At 64.0% G+C, this 14,903-nt stretch carries 17 protein-coding genes; all 17 read right to left on the bottom strand.

Annotated features, from left to right (window positions below; all coding sequences use genetic code 11):
- Positions 1 to 2: 2 nt before the first annotated feature.
- The 17 genes from GZH91_RS10465 to GZH91_RS10385 are packed head-to-tail and all read right to left on the bottom strand — an operon-like array spanning position 3 to position 14,829.
- The gene (locus GZH91_RS10465) at positions 3 to 4,046 is read right to left on the bottom strand and encodes a tape measure protein (RefSeq protein WP_147073261.1); all 4,044 of its coding nucleotides are present in this window, start codon (positions 4,044 to 4,046) and stop codon (positions 3 to 5) included.
- Positions 4,047 to 4,049: 3 nt separating this feature from the next.
- Positions 4,050 to 4,700, bottom strand: a complete 651-nt coding sequence (locus tag GZH91_RS10460; RefSeq protein ID WP_198415289.1) for a DUF6441 family protein — start codon at positions 4,698 to 4,700, stop codon at positions 4,050 to 4,052.
- Positions 4,700 to 4,882 carry a hypothetical protein gene (locus tag GZH91_RS10455; protein WP_198415288.1) on the bottom strand — a complete coding sequence of 61 codons (183 nt, stop codon included), beginning with the start codon at positions 4,880 to 4,882 and terminating at the stop codon, positions 4,700 to 4,702. The genes GZH91_RS10460 and GZH91_RS10455 overlap by 1 nt, the downstream gene beginning before the upstream one ends.
- Before the next feature lie 17 nt (positions 4,883 to 4,899).
- Positions 4,900 to 5,301: a hypothetical protein gene (locus GZH91_RS10450; protein ID WP_147073266.1), complete on the bottom strand. Its 402-nt coding sequence runs from the start codon at positions 5,299 to 5,301 to the stop codon at positions 4,900 to 4,902.
- 11 nt (positions 5,302 to 5,312) lie between these two features.
- Positions 5,313 to 6,065: a phage tail tube protein gene (locus GZH91_RS10445; RefSeq protein WP_147073268.1), complete on the bottom strand. Its 753-nt coding sequence runs from the start codon at positions 6,063 to 6,065 to the stop codon at positions 5,313 to 5,315.
- Positions 6,062 to 6,256, bottom strand: coding sequence for a DUF7210 family protein (locus GZH91_RS10440; RefSeq protein ID WP_147073270.1), 195 nt, complete (start codon positions 6,254 to 6,256; stop codon positions 6,062 to 6,064). Before GZH91_RS10440 ends, GZH91_RS10445 begins: the two co-directional genes overlap by 4 nt.
- A 5-nt stretch (positions 6,257 to 6,261) precedes the next feature.
- Positions 6,262 to 6,708 carry a hypothetical protein gene (locus GZH91_RS10435; protein ID WP_147073272.1) on the bottom strand — a complete coding sequence of 149 codons (447 nt, stop codon included), beginning with the start codon at positions 6,706 to 6,708 and terminating at the stop codon, positions 6,262 to 6,264.
- A gap of 4 nt (positions 6,709 to 6,712) precedes the next feature.
- Complete coding sequence (locus GZH91_RS10430) at positions 6,713 to 7,015, bottom strand: hypothetical protein (protein WP_147073273.1); 303 nt, start codon at positions 7,013 to 7,015, stop codon at positions 6,713 to 6,715.
- The gene (locus GZH91_RS10425; protein ID WP_058719286.1) at positions 7,012 to 8,031 is read right to left on the bottom strand and encodes a major capsid protein; all 1,020 of its coding nucleotides are present in this window, start codon (positions 8,029 to 8,031) and stop codon (positions 7,012 to 7,014) included. The genes GZH91_RS10430 and GZH91_RS10425 overlap by 4 nt, the downstream gene beginning before the upstream one ends.
- 17 nt (positions 8,032 to 8,048) lie before the next feature.
- Positions 8,049 to 8,417: a head decoration protein gene (locus tag GZH91_RS10420; RefSeq protein WP_223264564.1), complete on the bottom strand. Its 369-nt coding sequence runs from the start codon at positions 8,415 to 8,417 to the stop codon at positions 8,049 to 8,051.
- A 27-nt stretch (positions 8,418 to 8,444) separates the two neighbouring features.
- Positions 8,445 to 9,680, bottom strand: a complete 1,236-nt coding sequence (locus GZH91_RS10415; protein ID WP_147073277.1) for a S49 family peptidase — start codon at positions 9,678 to 9,680, stop codon at positions 8,445 to 8,447.
- A 9-nt stretch (positions 9,681 to 9,689) separates the two neighbouring features.
- Positions 9,690 to 11,201 (bottom strand): phage portal protein, encoded by a 1,512-nt coding sequence (locus GZH91_RS10410; RefSeq protein ID WP_147073279.1) that lies wholly within the window; start codon positions 11,199 to 11,201, stop codon positions 9,690 to 9,692.
- Complete coding sequence (locus GZH91_RS10405) at positions 11,201 to 11,422, bottom strand: phage head-tail joining protein (protein WP_146463160.1); 222 nt, start codon at positions 11,420 to 11,422, stop codon at positions 11,201 to 11,203. Before GZH91_RS10405 ends, GZH91_RS10410 begins: the two co-directional genes overlap by 1 nt.
- Positions 11,422 to 11,814 carry a hypothetical protein gene (locus tag GZH91_RS10400; protein WP_147073281.1) on the bottom strand — a complete coding sequence of 131 codons (393 nt, stop codon included), beginning with the start codon at positions 11,812 to 11,814 and terminating at the stop codon, positions 11,422 to 11,424. The genes GZH91_RS10405 and GZH91_RS10400 overlap by 1 nt, the downstream gene beginning before the upstream one ends.
- Positions 11,814 to 12,305: a hypothetical protein gene (locus tag GZH91_RS10395; RefSeq protein ID WP_147073283.1), complete on the bottom strand. Its 492-nt coding sequence runs from the start codon at positions 12,303 to 12,305 to the stop codon at positions 11,814 to 11,816. The genes GZH91_RS10400 and GZH91_RS10395 overlap by 1 nt, the downstream gene beginning before the upstream one ends.
- Positions 12,306 to 12,322: 17 nt before the next feature.
- Entirely contained in the window at positions 12,323 to 14,290 is a 1,968-nt protein-coding gene (locus GZH91_RS10390) for a phage terminase large subunit family protein (protein ID WP_223264565.1), read from the bottom strand.
- Positions 14,290 to 14,829 carry an elements of external origin gene (locus GZH91_RS10385; protein ID WP_147073285.1) on the bottom strand — a complete coding sequence of 180 codons (540 nt, stop codon included), beginning with the start codon at positions 14,827 to 14,829 and terminating at the stop codon, positions 14,290 to 14,292. Before GZH91_RS10385 ends, GZH91_RS10390 begins: the two co-directional genes overlap by 1 nt.
- Positions 14,830 to 14,903: the final 74 nt, after the last annotated feature.

Here is a 14,903-nt window from a genome sequence, read left to right as displayed (position 1 = left end):
CTTCAGGCAGTGCGGGCGCGGGCAGCGTCCAGAAGTTGCAGCAGACGAGACTCGTCTCGTGCGTCGACGGTGGCATTGACCTTCTGCTGCCCCGAGGACAGTTCCACGCGTACCGTGCGGCTGGGCCCGGCATCGGCCGCCAACACCGGTCGGGCCAACCGCGAGCCACTTGGCTGCACCAGACCGCCGGTGGCGAAGCCCTGAACGCCCGCAAGCGCGCGACCGGCCAGAGCTTGTGCCGGGGCAGACAGGTTGTTGATCGCTTCGAAGAAGCCAGCGCCGTAGCGGGAAACGGCATCCTTGTTCACGACGAACTCGCCCGGCGTGAGCATCGCCGGGACGGTGTCGGACTTGGCCATGCCACCGCGACGGTAGAACTCGCCCTGGTTCTGCTCCATATAGTCGATCAGCTCGCGCTCTAGGTCTTTGCCCCAAAGCAGCGGCTGGGCCATTGCCTGCCGCCACGTCTGCTTGATGCGCTCCAGGTTCTGGCGCTCGTTGCCGGTGAGCGTCTTGCGGCTGATGAAGTCCTCCAGCGCGCGCCGATCCTGTTGGGCCTGCTTGCCGTAGCTATCCATCGTCTTGCTACGCATATCCAGACTGACCGAGGCACCGTAGTTCCACTGGAGCCAATTGGTGTACTCGTTCATCCCCTGCAGGCCGAGGTCGATCATCTTCATCGCCTCGACTGCCTCCCGGTTCTTCTTTGGTGTGCTGGGCGTGCCATCAGCATCGTTGCCGGATGGGCGCTTGCCGCCACCCAGCATCACCGCGCCGCCAGTGGCAAACCGTGCCACGCCATTGGCCAGACGCGAGAGCGCGCCGCCGCCGTACTTCTGCACCGCCGCCTTGCGAATCACGAAGGCACCGGCATCCAGGGTGCGTGGCACGGTGTCGTGGTGGCCCGAGCCCGGAACCGAGCCACCACTCATCCGAGGAAAGGCCGGGGCCACAGCGCCGCCATCGGCGTAGCGGCGCACGCCACCGCCCACCAAACCGCCAGTCGCGTTTGCCTCTACCTTGCGCACATAGATCGTGTGCGTGCTCGAGGTGTTGGCCCAGTTGAGACTCATGATTTCCGAGCGGGCTGCGTCGGCATTGGTGCTGACCTGATGCCGGGACTCGGTCTGGATGCGGTCCAGCGCCTTGATCATCCCTTCGACTTTGGTGATCGCGGCCTGCGCCTTCTCGGTCGCCACCTTCAGTTCGAACTGCGAGTTCTGGTCGGCGTAGGTCTTGAGTTTGTCCAGCGCCTCCTTGGCCTTGGACACGTCGGCATCGACCGGGAGTGTCTTGCCCTCTTTCAGCAGTTGTTCGTACTGCTGCAGCTTCTTCTCGGCCTCCTGCAAGTCGGCCTGAATCTTGAGCAGGTACTCTTTTTCTGCCAGGGCCTTGTCGAGATCAGCGATGGCTTTGTCGAAGCGGGTCGTGTCGGCATCCAGCGTGACCTTCAGACCGTCTTTTAGCTTGGCTGTGATTTGGTCGATCTGGGTTTCGGTCTGGGTGAGGGTCTGCTGGATCTGGTCGCGCGCGGTCAATGCCGACTGCGCGGCGGTCTGGTGCGCCTTGGCTTCGGCATCCAGGGTCTTGTTGAGAATCTCCTCGGACTCGCGGATGCGCTGGATGGCTTGATTGACGCCATCCTTGCCCTGTGCGATCTGTGCGTCGGCATCCTTGGTCTTCTGGGCCAGTTCGGCGCGCAATGCGTCCGCTTGGCGCATCAGGGCTTCGGCTTGCGCGTATTCCTGCTTGCGATAGGCATCGCGTGACTGCGATTCGAGCTGGGTGACCTGCGAAACCGCCTGCTCGGACTGCTTGCGGGCATCTTCGCCGCGCTTGGCTTCACTGGTTTGCGAGCTGGCCACCTGTGCGGCCAAGTCCATCGCTTTCTGGGCGAGTTGCCGAGCCTGCTCGAACTCGCCGTTGGCCAGCGCCTCACGTGCCTTCCCCTGGTACTCGGCGATCTGGCGCTTGCGATCTTCCGTCGCCTCGAAATCGGTCATGCCCTGCCGACGGATGTCGCGGACACGTTCCTCGGTCGTCATCGAGAGCTGGCGCTTCTCCTCCTCGATGCGCTTGATCTCAGTCAGATGCCGGTTGGCCTCTGCGTTGAGCGCATCGATGTGCTGCCGGTACTCGGCCAGCGCCTGCGTCATCGTCTGGCGCTTGGTGGCCAGGATGTCGTTTTCGACCCGCTGGACGTTGGCGCGGCGCTCTTCTTCCGTCTGACCCTGGCGGCGGGCCGACTCGATCCGCGCCTTGGACTCATCGTCAATGAGCTTCAGCGTGTCTGTCGTGGACTGCCGCCGCAACGTGGTCTGCTGCGTGAGGGCTTCCGTCAGCAACTGTGTCGACTTGGTGATCAGCGCCGCTTCGGACTGCTTGGATGTCTCCAGCGCCGACTGTTCCTGCTGATAGCGCGCCTTGACCGCTTCGATCTGGCGCAGCAGGTTGGCCTCAACGATGGACGTCAGGCCCTTATAGGCCTCGGCCATTTTGGCGGTGGCGTCGTTGACTGTCTGATTGGCCTTGCCGACAGCCTGCTCAACCTCACCGAGGCGGGATTTCAGCTTCTCCAGGGCGCTGTGGACAGCCTCGATACCGCGCCCGACTGCCTCCTGCGTGCCCTGACGCACGGCTTCGAGCCGCTTGGCGATTTCCTCCGCAGCCGTCGCGGCGGTATTCATCGCGCCCTTGGCAGCATCCGCCCCCTTGGTCGCGTCGGCGTACATCTGCGCGAAGATCTGGTTCATCTCCGCGAGACGGGCCTCGTGGCGCTGGGTCGCCTCGGCAATCGTGTCCGAGGTGAAGATGGCGGCGAATGCCTCCCAGCGGTAGCGCAACTGCTCGACCGCCTTGACCAGCATCTCGACCATGAAGATGCCCGCCTTGCGGACGATCTCGAACTTCTCCGACAGCCACGTGCCGATCTCCCAGCCGACCAGGAAGGCACCCAGCACGGCGAATGCCGTCTTGAGCAAGCCGACGCTGGCCACGGCGGCCGACACCGACAGGTTGGCCGTCGTCCACGCCGCAGCGGTGGCACTGGCGGCCGTGACGGCCGCCGCACCGGCGGTCTGCCACGCGGTGATGAGCGCCGGGATCAGGCGGTAGATCAGCACCGCCAGACCGACTTCGGCGATGCGCTTCAACCACTGCATGACCGTGTCGAGGTTGTTGGCGAGAATGGTCAGAGCCTCGGCCAGCTTCTTGGTCAAACCCGTCGATTCATCGACCCGGTTGATCCACTGCCCGAAGGCATTGCGCAGGCGCTCGAAGGCCTGGCTCACCGTCTGCGGCAGTTGGGCGTACTCGCTGGCCAGCTTGTCCTTCTGGCTCATCAGCGCGTTGACCACCACGTCAGCGGTCAGGCGGCCTTCTTCGGCCAGCTTGCGCAGTCGCCCGATGGGCACATTCAGGCCATCGGCCAGTGCCTGCGCCAGACGGGGGCTGTTTTCGACGACGGAGTTGAATTCCTCGCCTCGCAGCACACCAGAGGCGAGCGCCTGCCCGAATTGCAGCAAAGAGGACTGCGCCTCGGTGGCCGAAGCGCCCGACAGGCGCAGTGCCTGCGAAATGCTCTCGGCGATCGTGAGCGCGTCCTTCTGCTCGCCACCCAGCATCCGAATTGCCTGCTGGAGCTTGCCGTACAGCGTGGCCGTTTCCTGAATCGGCACACCGATGCGCTGGGCGATGTCGAACAGGGCCGCTTGCGCGGTCGTGAATTCACGCTGTCCCGCCGTCGCCAACTTCAAGCGCGCCGACATCATGTTCCATGCGTCGGCGATCTGGACGATCTCTTGCACCTTTCCTGCCGCCCAGCTGATCGATAGGAAGGCCAGCAATTGCGTCTTGGCCGTCGCCACCTGATCGCCGAAGGCCGACATCCCGGCCTTGACCTCGGCCATTCCGGCGGCAGCCTTGGCTCCGGCGGTCTTGGCGGTGGTCGACAGCTCACCGAGACTGCGCTCGGCCGACGTGATGGCGCGTTTGAGCCCCTCGTCGGCCCCTTCGAGCGCGACGAGGATGGAAATTCGCTTGGCCATGAATCAATCCACCGTACTGATCTGATTCTCGACGGCCGCCGCCAGACGCGGGATGCGACTCGCGACCAGCCGCTCGACATCGAGGCGCTTCTTGAGTACGACCTTGGGCACTAGGACGGCAATCGGGATGTCCGCGCCGCGCTTGAGGCGCTTGATGCCCTCTGCCTTGCGGTAGCGGCGCTTGAAGCCCGCCAGTGGCCGGTCGTGCTCTTTGATGTTCTCGGCCATCAGGACGATGTTTCCCTTCGCGTTCTTGATGAAATAGGCATTGCCGCCGCGCATCAGCTCGGCCACCTGCGCCTTGAAGCGCTTGCGGCCCACCCGACCGTTCAGTGGAATCAGCATCCGCCCGGCAATCTGGCCGCCGGTCTCGTGCATCGCCGACCACGGAATGCGCGAACCCACGTACAGCGCGGGCAGTCGGTTCAGGTCTTTGTCCAGCACCTTGGCGGTGAAGCCCTTGAGGAAGGACTTCTTGACCACGGCCATCTGGCTGGCGACGTGGCTGCGCACGTCCTGCTTGAGTTCGACCGCCTCGCTGGCAATCGCCCGCGACACCGCCTTCTTGACCTTGTCGCGGAATTCGCCGCCCCAGCGGCGCAATTGCGCCTGGGCTGCGGCGCTATCGATCTGGACGGAAATGCGCATGGTCATCAGGCACGGTCGGTGGCCTTGTCAGTAAGTCGGTCGAGGGTTTGGTCGAGCTGGCGGGCATCGCTGCGCGTGCCGATGGCAATCACGGACAGCAGCCGTGCATCGCGGGCCGCATCGGTGCGCGCCGTCGCTACGACGAAGCCGCGCACCTGCGCCAACGTGTAGTCGAGGATGTCGGGCAAGCGGTGACCGTGCTCGATCAGGTGCTGGACGGCATCGAACCAGCCGCCGCTTTCACGATGGGCGGCAGCTTCACTTGGCCGAACAGCCCGTCGAGCTTCGGAATCACCGTCTGGGTAAAAAAATCGGCGTTCACCTCGATCACCTTGGCCGCCAGCAGGATGGCCTCGTCGGCAGCCAGCTCATCGACCCACGCCCGAGGCTTGCCGACGGCAATGGCGATGGCCGACAGCAGGTCGTCGCCGCGCTCGCCGAACAACGCCAGCCAGTCGATGTTGGAGGCAGTGAGCTGCTGCATCACCGGCGACATCGCTCGCAGAAAACCGGGCATCTGCCCGACCTTCAGCGGTTTGATGGCCAGCGGCTCACCGTCGATCACCAGTTCGACCGCCTGCGGAATCAGGGTGTCCAGATCACTCATGGCGGCACCCATCACAGTTGCACGATGCGGCCGAACTGGCCCAGCACCGCGTCGAAGGGCTTGGTGGTGTCGGCCAGCAGCGATCCCTCCAGCTCGAATTTGTTGTACTCGTCCGAGATGAAGGAGATTTCCTTCAGCGGATCGAATGCCACGCGGTAGAGCTCGACCAGCACCTTGGCATTGCCCTGGGCCGTGTTGATGCCTTCGAGCCGCAGGAAGCGTTCCGGCAGCGCCTGCGTGAAGATGCCGATCTCGGTGGCCACACCGTAGGCGTAACTGGCCTTGAACGGCGCAGTGAAGCCGGTGGTATCCAGAAACTGGAGGGCACCGAAGTCGGGATCAGCCGTGTAGTTCGTGCCCAAGGCCAGGGTCGCGGGCGTGCCAGCCGAATCCGTCACGACCAAGGACGATACCTTCGGGTGGGCAAGGAAGTAGCGGTCGCCCGCAATCGGCGTGGCACCGCCCACTGGCTCGGCGGTGACCGTGCCCGGCGTGCCGACGACGTGGTTGCCGTACAGGGCCAGCGCGAGATTCTCCTTGGTGAATTCCTCGATGGTGAGGTTCACGGTGGCGGACTTCTGCTTGACCATCCGGTGATCCAGCGAGCGCTGGCCGGTCTGGCTCTCGTAATGCTCCAGGACGTCGGTCTTGAGGGAGAGCTTCAGCTCTGCGACGTTGCCGGGCGAGCGCACTTCGATGGGAAGGCCGTCGGTGTCGCGCTTGCCGAGGAAGACGCGGCCTTGAAAACTGGCATAGGTGCTCATTGCTTGGGTTCCTTGCGTTGGAGGGGTTTGGGTTCGGGGACGGGTTCAGCAGTTGGGGCGGTCGGCTCCGGCGTGGCGATGTCGTGCGCGATCAGCCAGTCGGCTGATGTCGCGTCGATCTCGATCCGGTCACCGACGCCATAGGTCTTGCCCGCGTGGGTGTGCGGGCGCGTCAGGACAAGTTGGGTCATAGGTGTCATCCAAGAGTTGAAAGGTCATTGGCCAGCGTCCGGTACGTCAGCCGATAGCGCGCCGGGAGGGCCACGGCCACCGCGTCGGCGTCCTCGACCTCCCACTCGCTCTCTTGTTCACGGATGCCCAGCGCCAACCCACCGAACGTGCCGTCCCCGAACAAGGCAGCGTGGGCAGCGGTGAGCAGACGGTCGGCCTCGGTTTCGGGGGACGCGGGTGGAACGGCCCGAGCCAGAGCCACAACGCGAACGGTCAGTTCGCGTGTGACGCGGTCGTTGGCGCGCTCAGTGATGGACTCCGACTCGGGAAACACCGCGAGCGCCGGGCAAAGTTCGCGGCTGATGGCCACCGTGGGCGACCGGTGCAAAGTGGCCCCGAGACCTTCGACCGCCGGACGGGCAGCCGCCATCACCGCCAGCAGAATCCGCTCGCGGATCGAGTTATCTGCCATGGGTTTACAGCCGGGTGAGCTTGGCGCGGATCTCGGAGCCGTCGCTTAACGATCGGATGTCTCGCACCTGGAAGGACGTGCCACCGATTTCGACAACCTCGCGGACTGCAAGACCCCCGAATGCCGTGACCGGGTAGGTCATCTCGTAGTCGGTGCTCAGGGCCAGGCCATCGAGCAGTGATTCATCGGGCGCGGCAAAGCCGATCTGATGTAGTTGCGATGGCGCACCGTTCGACGGATACCAAAGGCATTCCTTCAGCAGCCCAGCGTTCGCGGCCGACTCATAGATCTGGGCGACCAAACTCATACGCCACCACCCATGACGAGCCTGACCAGAACCCCGGGACGATGGCACATCGGTAGCGGGTTGGCCTGCGTGTGCAGATCTGTGCCCCTGTCGAATTTGCGCGGCTCCTGCTTCGCATAAAGCGGCTGGCCCATCGTGTTGACAGTCTCGTTGAAGTCGGCCGGTGCAAAGTAAGTTCCGAAGGTGTCGATAGTGCCAAGAGGGAACGCATGTGCTTCGCCAGCAGCGATGAAGCGACGAACCGTCTTGTTGACATCAGTCGCCTTACCTCGGTACTCCTCGAAAGTGATGCCGCCAAAAGTGAAGCCACGGCGAACATCATTGATAAGGACGGCGCCTTGCTGCCAGTTCGTGAAGGCAGTCTTGACATCCTTGTGGCCGGTCAATGCCTTGAAAAACTCTGGAGAACACAAGCAGTGGACTCCCGTCATGAACTCGCCGAGAAGGGCTTCTTCGATGATGCCCAACACATCAGTGCACTTGCCCTTGACATCAGTGCCAGTAGTCGGGCTGCTGATTTCGAAGTCCACACTCTGTTGATCGATGCCAAACTCGTCAAACAGGTTGTAGATACGGCTGCCGTCGGCGTCGAGAATCTCGCCTTTCAACGCCCCCATACGCAAGTGCTCTAGGGTGATGGCGTGCTTGTTGCGCATCGTCTCTAAGTGTTGGGCCAGCACTCCGGCAATCGACTCCATTTCGGTTTCGCTGCCAAAAGCACGTAGACCTTGAACCTCTTCGGGCAACACAACGTCGTCGTGCGGAATGTGCGGAACGACGAAGGACCGGACGGTTCGCTTGCCACGCACATTCACTGTTCCCGGAGAGCCTGGCGGCTGGGTCGGAAGGAGGTTCAGGACACCGGCGCGTTCTTCAACAATCACCTGGCGCGTTCGAACCGGCTTGGGCGGAAACAGATTCAACTCCTCCAGGCGTCCGTAGCGGTTGGGGATCAAGTTGATGGCTGCAGTCATTGATGCCATCGAAAATGCCGGACTGATGAATGGGTTTTGCATATTGAGTCTCCTTGGCGTTAGGCGCCGATACGCACCAGGACGCCCAGTGCTTTGAGTTGTTGGATCGCTGCTTGCTGCTCCGCAGTCGTGATGCCGGTGGGCCAATGCAGTGCGTGGTCTGACACGATGGCGTGACGCGCCACCATCAGCCCGTCGTTGCGGTCGGCGAGAGCAGCATCGGCGTCCTGCATCAGCACACCAGCGGAGTACTGGCTGCCATCGGTGGCCGACGGGTCGATCTGCTTGACCTTGCCCGTCGCCGTGATCTGCCCGAGCACCGTACCCAGCGGCAAGGTCTGGCCAGCTGCCACGGTCACGCGGTCGCGCGAATAGAGATTGGGCGCCTCGTACTTCAGGAGGTCGCCGAGGTTGATTGGTTCTTGCATTGCGGGCACGGGATGCTCCTTTTTGGGTTACTTTGTGCCCAGGCGACTTTTGACGGCCTGGATCAGAGGGTTGTGGGAAGAGGCAGGATGGCCAGTGCTACTCGCCGACATGGCCGACTGCGGGTCGATGCGGCTGACGATTTCGGGACTGGCTTCGGCCTGGGTGGCCAGCAACTGGCTGCGTACCTTGGCGGGTGGTGCCTTCGCTTCGAGGAAGCCCGCGATCAGGTCGGTGCGCCCGGCCAGGGTGCAGGTCTGGGCGACCTCAATCGCGTCAGCCACGGTCATGGCGGTGGCGGCCGCCGGTTGAGAAGGACTGCCAGCAGGATCAGCAGCAAGCCGATCAGGAGCAGCGGGGTCGGTTCGATCATTCATTGATGACTCCATCTGGGGGTTGCTAAAAAGACCGGAGTGGCTTGCCGCCAACTTCGGGAGTGGGGAAACGGATTCGCAAAGCTGCGCAAGGGCGTCGTCGAAGGTGCCGATGGCATCGGCCAACCCGATAGCCACGGCGGCCTGCCCGAAGAACAGCCCCGCCTCGGTGTCGCGCACGGCAGATGCCTCGATGCCACGGTTGCGGGCCACCGTCTCGACGAACAGGCCGTAGACGCGATTCACCTCACCCTTGAGAAAGGCGTGGGCTTCGCTGGAAATCGGCTCGTGTGGGTTCAGATCGTTCTTGCGGTCGCCCGCAAAGACCGCCGTGTACCGAACGCCGTCCTGCGCATCCTTCTCGGACTGGTCGACGTGCATCGCAATGACGCCAATCGAGCCGACGCCGCCGGTGCGCGACACGAACACCTTGCTGGCCGCAGACGCCAGGGCGTAAGCTGCCGAGAACGCCATGTCATTGGCTACAGCCCAGACCGGCTTCGTCTTAGCAGCCGCACGGATGCGGTCGGCCAGATCGAACACGCCGCCCGACTCGCCACCCGGTGAGTCGACATCGAGCAGGATGGCAGCGACATCCGGGCTGGCCAGCGCGGCGTCCAACTGCGCGGTCAGCCCTGCGTAGCTGGTCAAGCCGGATTCGGCTTCCAGGCCCACTGTGCGGCGCACCAGCGTGCCGTGGATGGGGATGACCGCGACCTTCGTCGTCTGGGTGGATGCGGGACGTGCGGGCGGCGTGAAGCCCGAGGGTGCAGCCAAATCAGCCAAGCCGATCCGGGGGCCGAGCACGGCCAGGATCACGTCAAGTTTTGGGCGATGGATCGCCAGCGGCACACCGTAGAGGCGCGCCGCCAAATGGGGCAACAGGGTCATGGAAATCCTTCAGGCAGACGATGAGCTGCCGGTTTGCGTGGTGTCGGCAGCGTTCTTGTTCGGCTCGGCGCTTCCGCCGTCCTTGGAGGTGCGGCGCGGGTCGGAGTCGAAGATCAACCCCAGGTCGTCGGCGCGCTGGTTGTCGGCGGCGATCTCGCGGTCAACGTCCTCGGCGTCGTAGCCAAAGGCGGAAATGGCTTCCGAGCGGCTCATCAGTCCCGCCCTGATGGCCAGCAGCATGGCCTTGAACTCCTTCTCAGGATCGACCCACTGCCAGCCCTGTGGAATCCACTTCACCTGCAGGTACCGGCGGCGACGGGCTGGGCCGCCACGCGCGAAGCCGGGAGCATCGATGGCACCGGCGAGCACTGCCTGCTTCATCCACGCGGCCCAAACCGGACGGCACATCTGATGCACAAGCACCCCGTGCTGCACCATCTCGCAGCGACGCCGAAACTCCAGCATCCCGGCGCGGATGGACGAGTAGTTCACGCCTGTGAGGTCGCCGGTCAACTGCTCGTAGGTGACACCGATGGCAGCGGCGACCGCGCGGAACTGCGTGCGCAGGAACTCGCCATACGAGCCACCGACGTCGGCCGGGTCGGAGAACTTGATGTCCTCGCCGGGCTCCAGAATCTGCAAAGTGCCCGGTTCCAGCCCGGCGAGCGCAATGCCATCGCCATCGGCCGCACCTTCACCCATCAGGTTGTCCTCCGGGTTCTGCCGTGTCACGAACCCGGCGAACATCGCGGCGGTCTTCTTGCGCACCAGTTCTGCGTCGTCGTACTGGTCAAGTTCGTTGAGCTTGACCAGGGCCCGCGACAACCACGGCTCGCCCCGGATCTGGCCGGGACGCAGGACGCGGAACAGGTGGATGATTTCCTTCGCATCGATGCGCACCGTGTCCATCCCGCCCTGGCCCGACATCGGAGCCAGCCGACCGTCTTCGGGGTGCGAGCGGTACAGGTGGTAAGCGACGCGCCGCCCGAGGCTGTCGAATTCGATGCCAGAGCGCACCACGTTGCCCGAAGGCAGATCGAGGTTGAGGCTGATCGGCAGATGCTCGGGCTCCAGCAACTGAAGCTGCAGAGGAACGACCAGTCCGTCCTCCGGGCGGCGCGGGCGCAGCCGGATCAGGCATTCACCGCCTTCGAGCATCGCGCGACAGGCCAATGCCTGCAGGCCGTAGAAATCGGTCTGTCCTGCGGCGTCGGCTTCTTCTGTCCAGTCACGCCACAGCGCCTGCACGTCGGTCTTGAAGCGCTCGTCTGCAGCAAGACTCTGCGGCTTGATGCCAGTGCCGACCGCGTTGGACACGAAGGCCTCGATACCGGCTTGCGCCCACGCGTTGCGGCGCACGAGGTCGCGGCTCTTGATGCGCAGTTCGGTGTTGGTCGCCAGCATCGCGGCGACCGCGCCCGGGTTGCCGGGCATCCAAGCCAACGAGCGGCGACCACGGCCAGCCGCTTCGTGGACGGGTTGCTGGCCGAACAGGCTTCGGATCTTCGAATACCAGGCCATCAGAACCCCTTCGAGGTCGTGACCCGGATCTGGCGCGGCGCACCCGGCCATAGTCCGGTGGCGGCTGCCTGCTCCAGGATGCCGCGCTTGACTTCGCGGATCGCAGCTTTCAGTTCATCGACCGAGCGGTACTCGACGGTCTTGTCGCCGAAGCTGACGCGGTGTTCGCCCTTGGCGAGCGCGGTCTCCAATGCCTGGAGTTGGGCTTCTGTGTAGGCCATCAGCGGTACACCACGAGGTTGATTTCAGAGGAGTCGTCAAACGACGACGCGGCCGTCGCACACGAGACGTCGACGTACTGCGCGGTCTTCAGGTCGGAGCTGGCACGTACCAGGGCCAAGCGCTGCTGACCGGTGTTGGTGCTGCTGCGCGCGAGCGCCGTCCAGCAGTAATTCGCATCCGGCATCGCCACAGCGAAATGCACGCGGTACCGGCCCGCCGCCGTGCGCACCACGCTGGCGACGTTGTGCGCGCTGGCGATCACGACCTGACCGCCCACGTAGCCGAAGCTGACCCACACCCGGGCAATGCCGGGATGCGTGGCGTCGATCTTGGTTTTGACCTCGAAGCCGATGCGCGCCGCCAAAGCGGCGATGCTGGAAGCGAGGCTCATCAGGCCAGCGCGCCGTCAAAGATCACGACGAAATCGGTGTCGGTGTTGCCGACATCACTGACAGCGACCGCACCAATGTTGGTACGTGCTTGCAGTTGCTCGGCCACGGTCAGGGTCTGCGCCGCATCGAAGCGGACACGGAGATTGACCGCAGCCAGAATCGCGTCCAGGCCGCTGGTACCGCTCTGCAGCGCCTGCTGGATTTCCACCAGGGTGTCGTAGGCAGCATCGGCTCCGCCCAGGATGTCGGTCTTGAGCGCGTCCAGCAGCGACACGATCTTGTTCGACGAGTAGGTGCTGGTGGTGGCGATCTGGTTGTCATCGATGGCCATCGCGGACAGAACCGCTGCCTTGAGCTCGTTGATGGCGGCGACCAGACTCGACTTGTCGTTGGTGGACAGGCTGGCCAGACTGCCTGCCGTCGCGCGGACGTCGTTGAACTCCTGGGCAACCCGGATGACCAGGCTCTCGATACGGGTGGCAAGACTCATGAAAACTCCTCTGAAAATCAGGACAACCAGCGGCTCTTGATGACGCGCCGCCGTGGTGGGTTTGCAGAAACAGAGAGGCCACCGCGTTGGGTGGCCTCGTTTGGGTCGAATGCTTGAATCGGGGGTGGCTCATCCGGTGGCCGTTCCATCCCGAGTTGGCGTTCCAGTTCGCGCCAGTGGCGTTCCTCGAAGCGATCCAGGCCCGCCGCCGATGCGGCCGCGCGGGCGTACACGTAGCAATCGAGCGCTTCATTGCGCTCGCGCATCTTTTGCCATTCGCGCACCGGGAAGCCGTTGCGGTCGCGACGGGTAATCAACTGTTCGGCGCAGAGCTGCTGAATGAACTCCGCGTCAATCTTTGGCAAGTGAACGAACCCCGTCGGGTAGACGGTGGTCACGCCGTCCTCGCTGACGTCCGCGCCCTTGCGCAGGTTGTTGTAGAACTCCAGCTTGGCGATGCCAACCGCCACCGTGAACACCTTGATGCCCCGGCGCAGCTTCTTGCCGCCCTGCGAAACATCGATGGCCGTCGGCGTGCCGATCAGGGCCGCGCCGCGCGGCACCCCCTTGACCGGCATCACGCGCGGGTCACGGCAGGCCCGCACGAAGGCGTAGGCCTCCTGCGTCGCAAAGCCGGTGTCCAGAGCGAAACGGGCCAGCGGCATCGCCGCGCCCGAGGCGTGCGTCCAGTTTTCGGCGAGCAACTCGGCGAGTCGCTTCCACACGGCGTCTCGGGCGGTGTCGCCCATCAGCACGCGGTGTTCGACCAACCAGGACTCCTTGCCGCGCCCGAAGGCCCAGATGGACGCCTCGATGCGATCCTTCTGCACGTCGGCAGCGCCCACCAGGAGCAACCCACCCGGCGGCACCGTGCCAACCCGGTAGTCCTCGCGGCGTTCGACCAGCCGTTGCCAATCTGGCGCTTCGCCTTCCTCAACCCAGGTTTCACCCAGTTCGGTGTTTTTGAAGGTCTTGATGGCGGCCGCCGACCCCGATTCCTTGTTCACAGAGCTTTCCCACGCGGCAGCAATGTCGCGCCAACCGCGCCAGCCAACCGGGCTGTAAAGCGACGACAGGTGAAACCCCGCTGTCTTGCCCGTGCCGTCGCTGATCATCGCGCGCCACTCACCGTGCTCCAGCATCCAGGTCTTGTGGTGCTCGGCAATCGACTTATCGCAGGACTCGCAGATGTAGGACGCCGTGTCCGGTTGCCCCTTTTCCCATCGCAACTGCTCGAAGCGCAGCCATTGGCGATGCGAGCAGTGCGGACAAGGCAAGAAGTAGCGACGTTGGTCACTGGCCTCGTACTCGCGTTCGATGGCGCTCGCCCCCGAGATCGTCGGCGTCGACACGATGAAGATCTTGCGCCGGGCAAAGGTTCGCGTGCGCGCCTCGGCCAGCGAGATCGCATCACCTTCACCCTCGACGTCCAGCGGATACCCGTCAACCTCATCGAGGAACAGGTAGCGCACCGGCATCGAGCGCAAGCCCACCGCGCTGTTCGCCCCGGTCATCACCAGCACGCCGCCCCGGAACTCCTTGGCCAGAATGGTGTTGCCCGAGTCGCGTGACCGTGCTGGGGAGATCAATTCGCTCAGTGCCGCCGACTCCTCGATCAACGGATCGATCCGCTGCTTGGAATTGCGCTTAGCCATATCCACCGTTGGCCACACCGCCATCATCGGCCCCGGTGCGTGGTGAATCACATAGCCAATCCAGTTCGAGCCCATTTCAGTCGCACCGAGCTGTGCGGCTTTCATGAACACCACGCGCTCGACCGGCGAGGTCGGCGACAGGCAGTCCATGATGGCCTTCAGGTACGGCGTGCGGCTGGTGCGCCAGCGCCCAGGCTCAGCGGACGCCTTGCTCGATAGCATCCTGTGGCGATCCGACCATTCAGAGACCGAGAGCAGAGGATCAGGTGTCAGCCCTTCACGCCACGCGCGCTCGATTTCGGCAGCGCCTTCGTATTCAACATTCAGCATCAGTCCACCCGGGGCCGGAGTTCGCCCAGTTCCTGCAGGTGCTCACGTATCGCCGCCTCCAGGGCGACGTGCATCGTGTGCGGATCGATATTGAGCTTGGCCGCCATCTGCGCAGAGATGCGCGCGGGCCAGTTCAGCCACGCATCACGCTCGGAGCGCGCCAACTTGAAGACGTGGGCGATGGCCTGCGGCCGATCCACCAACTCGCCCTTCAGTCGGGCCAGACGCACCTTGTTCGTCTGCGCCTTGACGACCTCGTTGACCGTGCGCGCCTGAAGTAAGGACGCGCCGCCAGCGGGTAATGCGGCGGGCCCATCACCGCCAACACCCGTACCGCCTTCCGGCACGGCGACCTTTGCGGCCTTGGCCCGCGTACCGGTCTTCGGCACATCGGAGTTGCGAGCCCACTCGCGATCAGCACGGTCGGCATCAATGGTGCCGTCAGCCTCCGGCGTGATCCGACCTGCGCGAATTGCCTTGTGAACAGCGGTGTCGGTCACACCACGGTGACGGGCGTAAGCGCGAATCGAAATGCCCATTTTGAGAACCGGTTACCCCTTCAATCATTTTTTCGACCTTCACTCGAAATCAGCTTGGCTTCTCTCTGGAACAG

It is taken from the genome of Sulfuriferula plumbiphila, from assembly GCF_009938015.1.
GTDB classification, from domain to species: domain Bacteria; phylum Pseudomonadota; class Gammaproteobacteria; order Burkholderiales; family Sulfuriferulaceae; genus Sulfuriferula; species Sulfuriferula plumbiphila.
The sequence above is the reverse complement of the archived record's forward strand: the minus strand, read 5'-3'. Positions and strand labels throughout refer to the sequence as shown.

What these genes read in the sequence shown, in the direction of transcription:
- GZH91_RS10465 (WP_147073261.1), bottom strand. Translation starts at nt 4,046, where the DNA reads ATGGCCAAGCGAATTTCCATCCTCGTCGCGCTCGAAGGGGCCGACGAG.
- GZH91_RS10460 (WP_198415289.1), bottom strand. Translation starts at nt 4,700, where the DNA reads ATGACCATGCGCATTTCCGTCCAGATCGATAGCGCCGCAGCCCAGGCG.
- GZH91_RS10450 (WP_147073266.1), bottom strand. Translation starts at nt 5,301, where the DNA reads ATGAGTGATCTGGACACCCTGATTCCGCAGGCGGTCGAACTGGTGATC.
- GZH91_RS10445 (WP_147073268.1), bottom strand. Translation starts at nt 6,065, where the DNA reads ATGAGCACCTATGCCAGTTTTCAAGGCCGCGTCTTCCTCGGCAAGCGC.
- GZH91_RS10440 (WP_147073270.1), bottom strand. Translation starts at nt 6,256, where the DNA reads ATGACCCAACTTGTCCTGACGCGCCCGCACACCCACGCGGGCAAGACC.
- GZH91_RS10435 (WP_147073272.1), bottom strand. Translation starts at nt 6,708, where the DNA reads ATGGCAGATAACTCGATCCGCGAGCGGATTCTGCTGGCGGTGATGGCG.
- GZH91_RS10430 (WP_147073273.1), bottom strand. Translation starts at nt 7,015, where the DNA reads ATGAGTTTGGTCGCCCAGATCTATGAGTCGGCCGCGAACGCTGGGCTG.
- GZH91_RS10425 (WP_058719286.1), bottom strand. Translation starts at nt 8,031, where the DNA reads ATGCAAAACCCATTCATCAGTCCGGCATTTTCGATGGCATCAATGACT.
- GZH91_RS10420 (WP_223264564.1), bottom strand. Translation starts at nt 8,417, where the DNA reads ATGCAAGAACCAATCAACCTCGGCGACCTCCTGAAGTACGAGGCGCCC.
- GZH91_RS10415 (WP_147073277.1), bottom strand. Translation starts at nt 9,680, where the DNA reads ATGACCCTGTTGCCCCATTTGGCGGCGCGCCTCTACGGTGTGCCGCTG.
- GZH91_RS10410 (WP_147073279.1), bottom strand. Translation starts at nt 11,201, where the DNA reads ATGGCCTGGTATTCGAAGATCCGAAGCCTGTTCGGCCAGCAACCCGTC.
- GZH91_RS10405 (WP_146463160.1), bottom strand. Translation starts at nt 11,422, where the DNA reads ATGGCCTACACAGAAGCCCAACTCCAGGCATTGGAGACCGCGCTCGCC.
- GZH91_RS10400 (WP_147073281.1), bottom strand. Translation starts at nt 11,814, where the DNA reads ATGAGCCTCGCTTCCAGCATCGCCGCTTTGGCGGCGCGCATCGGCTTC.
- GZH91_RS10395 (WP_147073283.1), bottom strand. Translation starts at nt 12,305, where the DNA reads ATGAGTCTTGCCACCCGTATCGAGAGCCTGGTCATCCGGGTTGCCCAG.
- GZH91_RS10390 (WP_223264565.1), bottom strand. Translation starts at nt 14,290, where the DNA reads ATGCTGAATGTTGAATACGAAGGCGCTGCCGAAATCGAGCGCGCGTGG.
- GZH91_RS10385 (WP_147073285.1), bottom strand. Translation starts at nt 14,829, where the DNA reads ATGGGCATTTCGATTCGCGCTTACGCCCGTCACCGTGGTGTGACCGAC.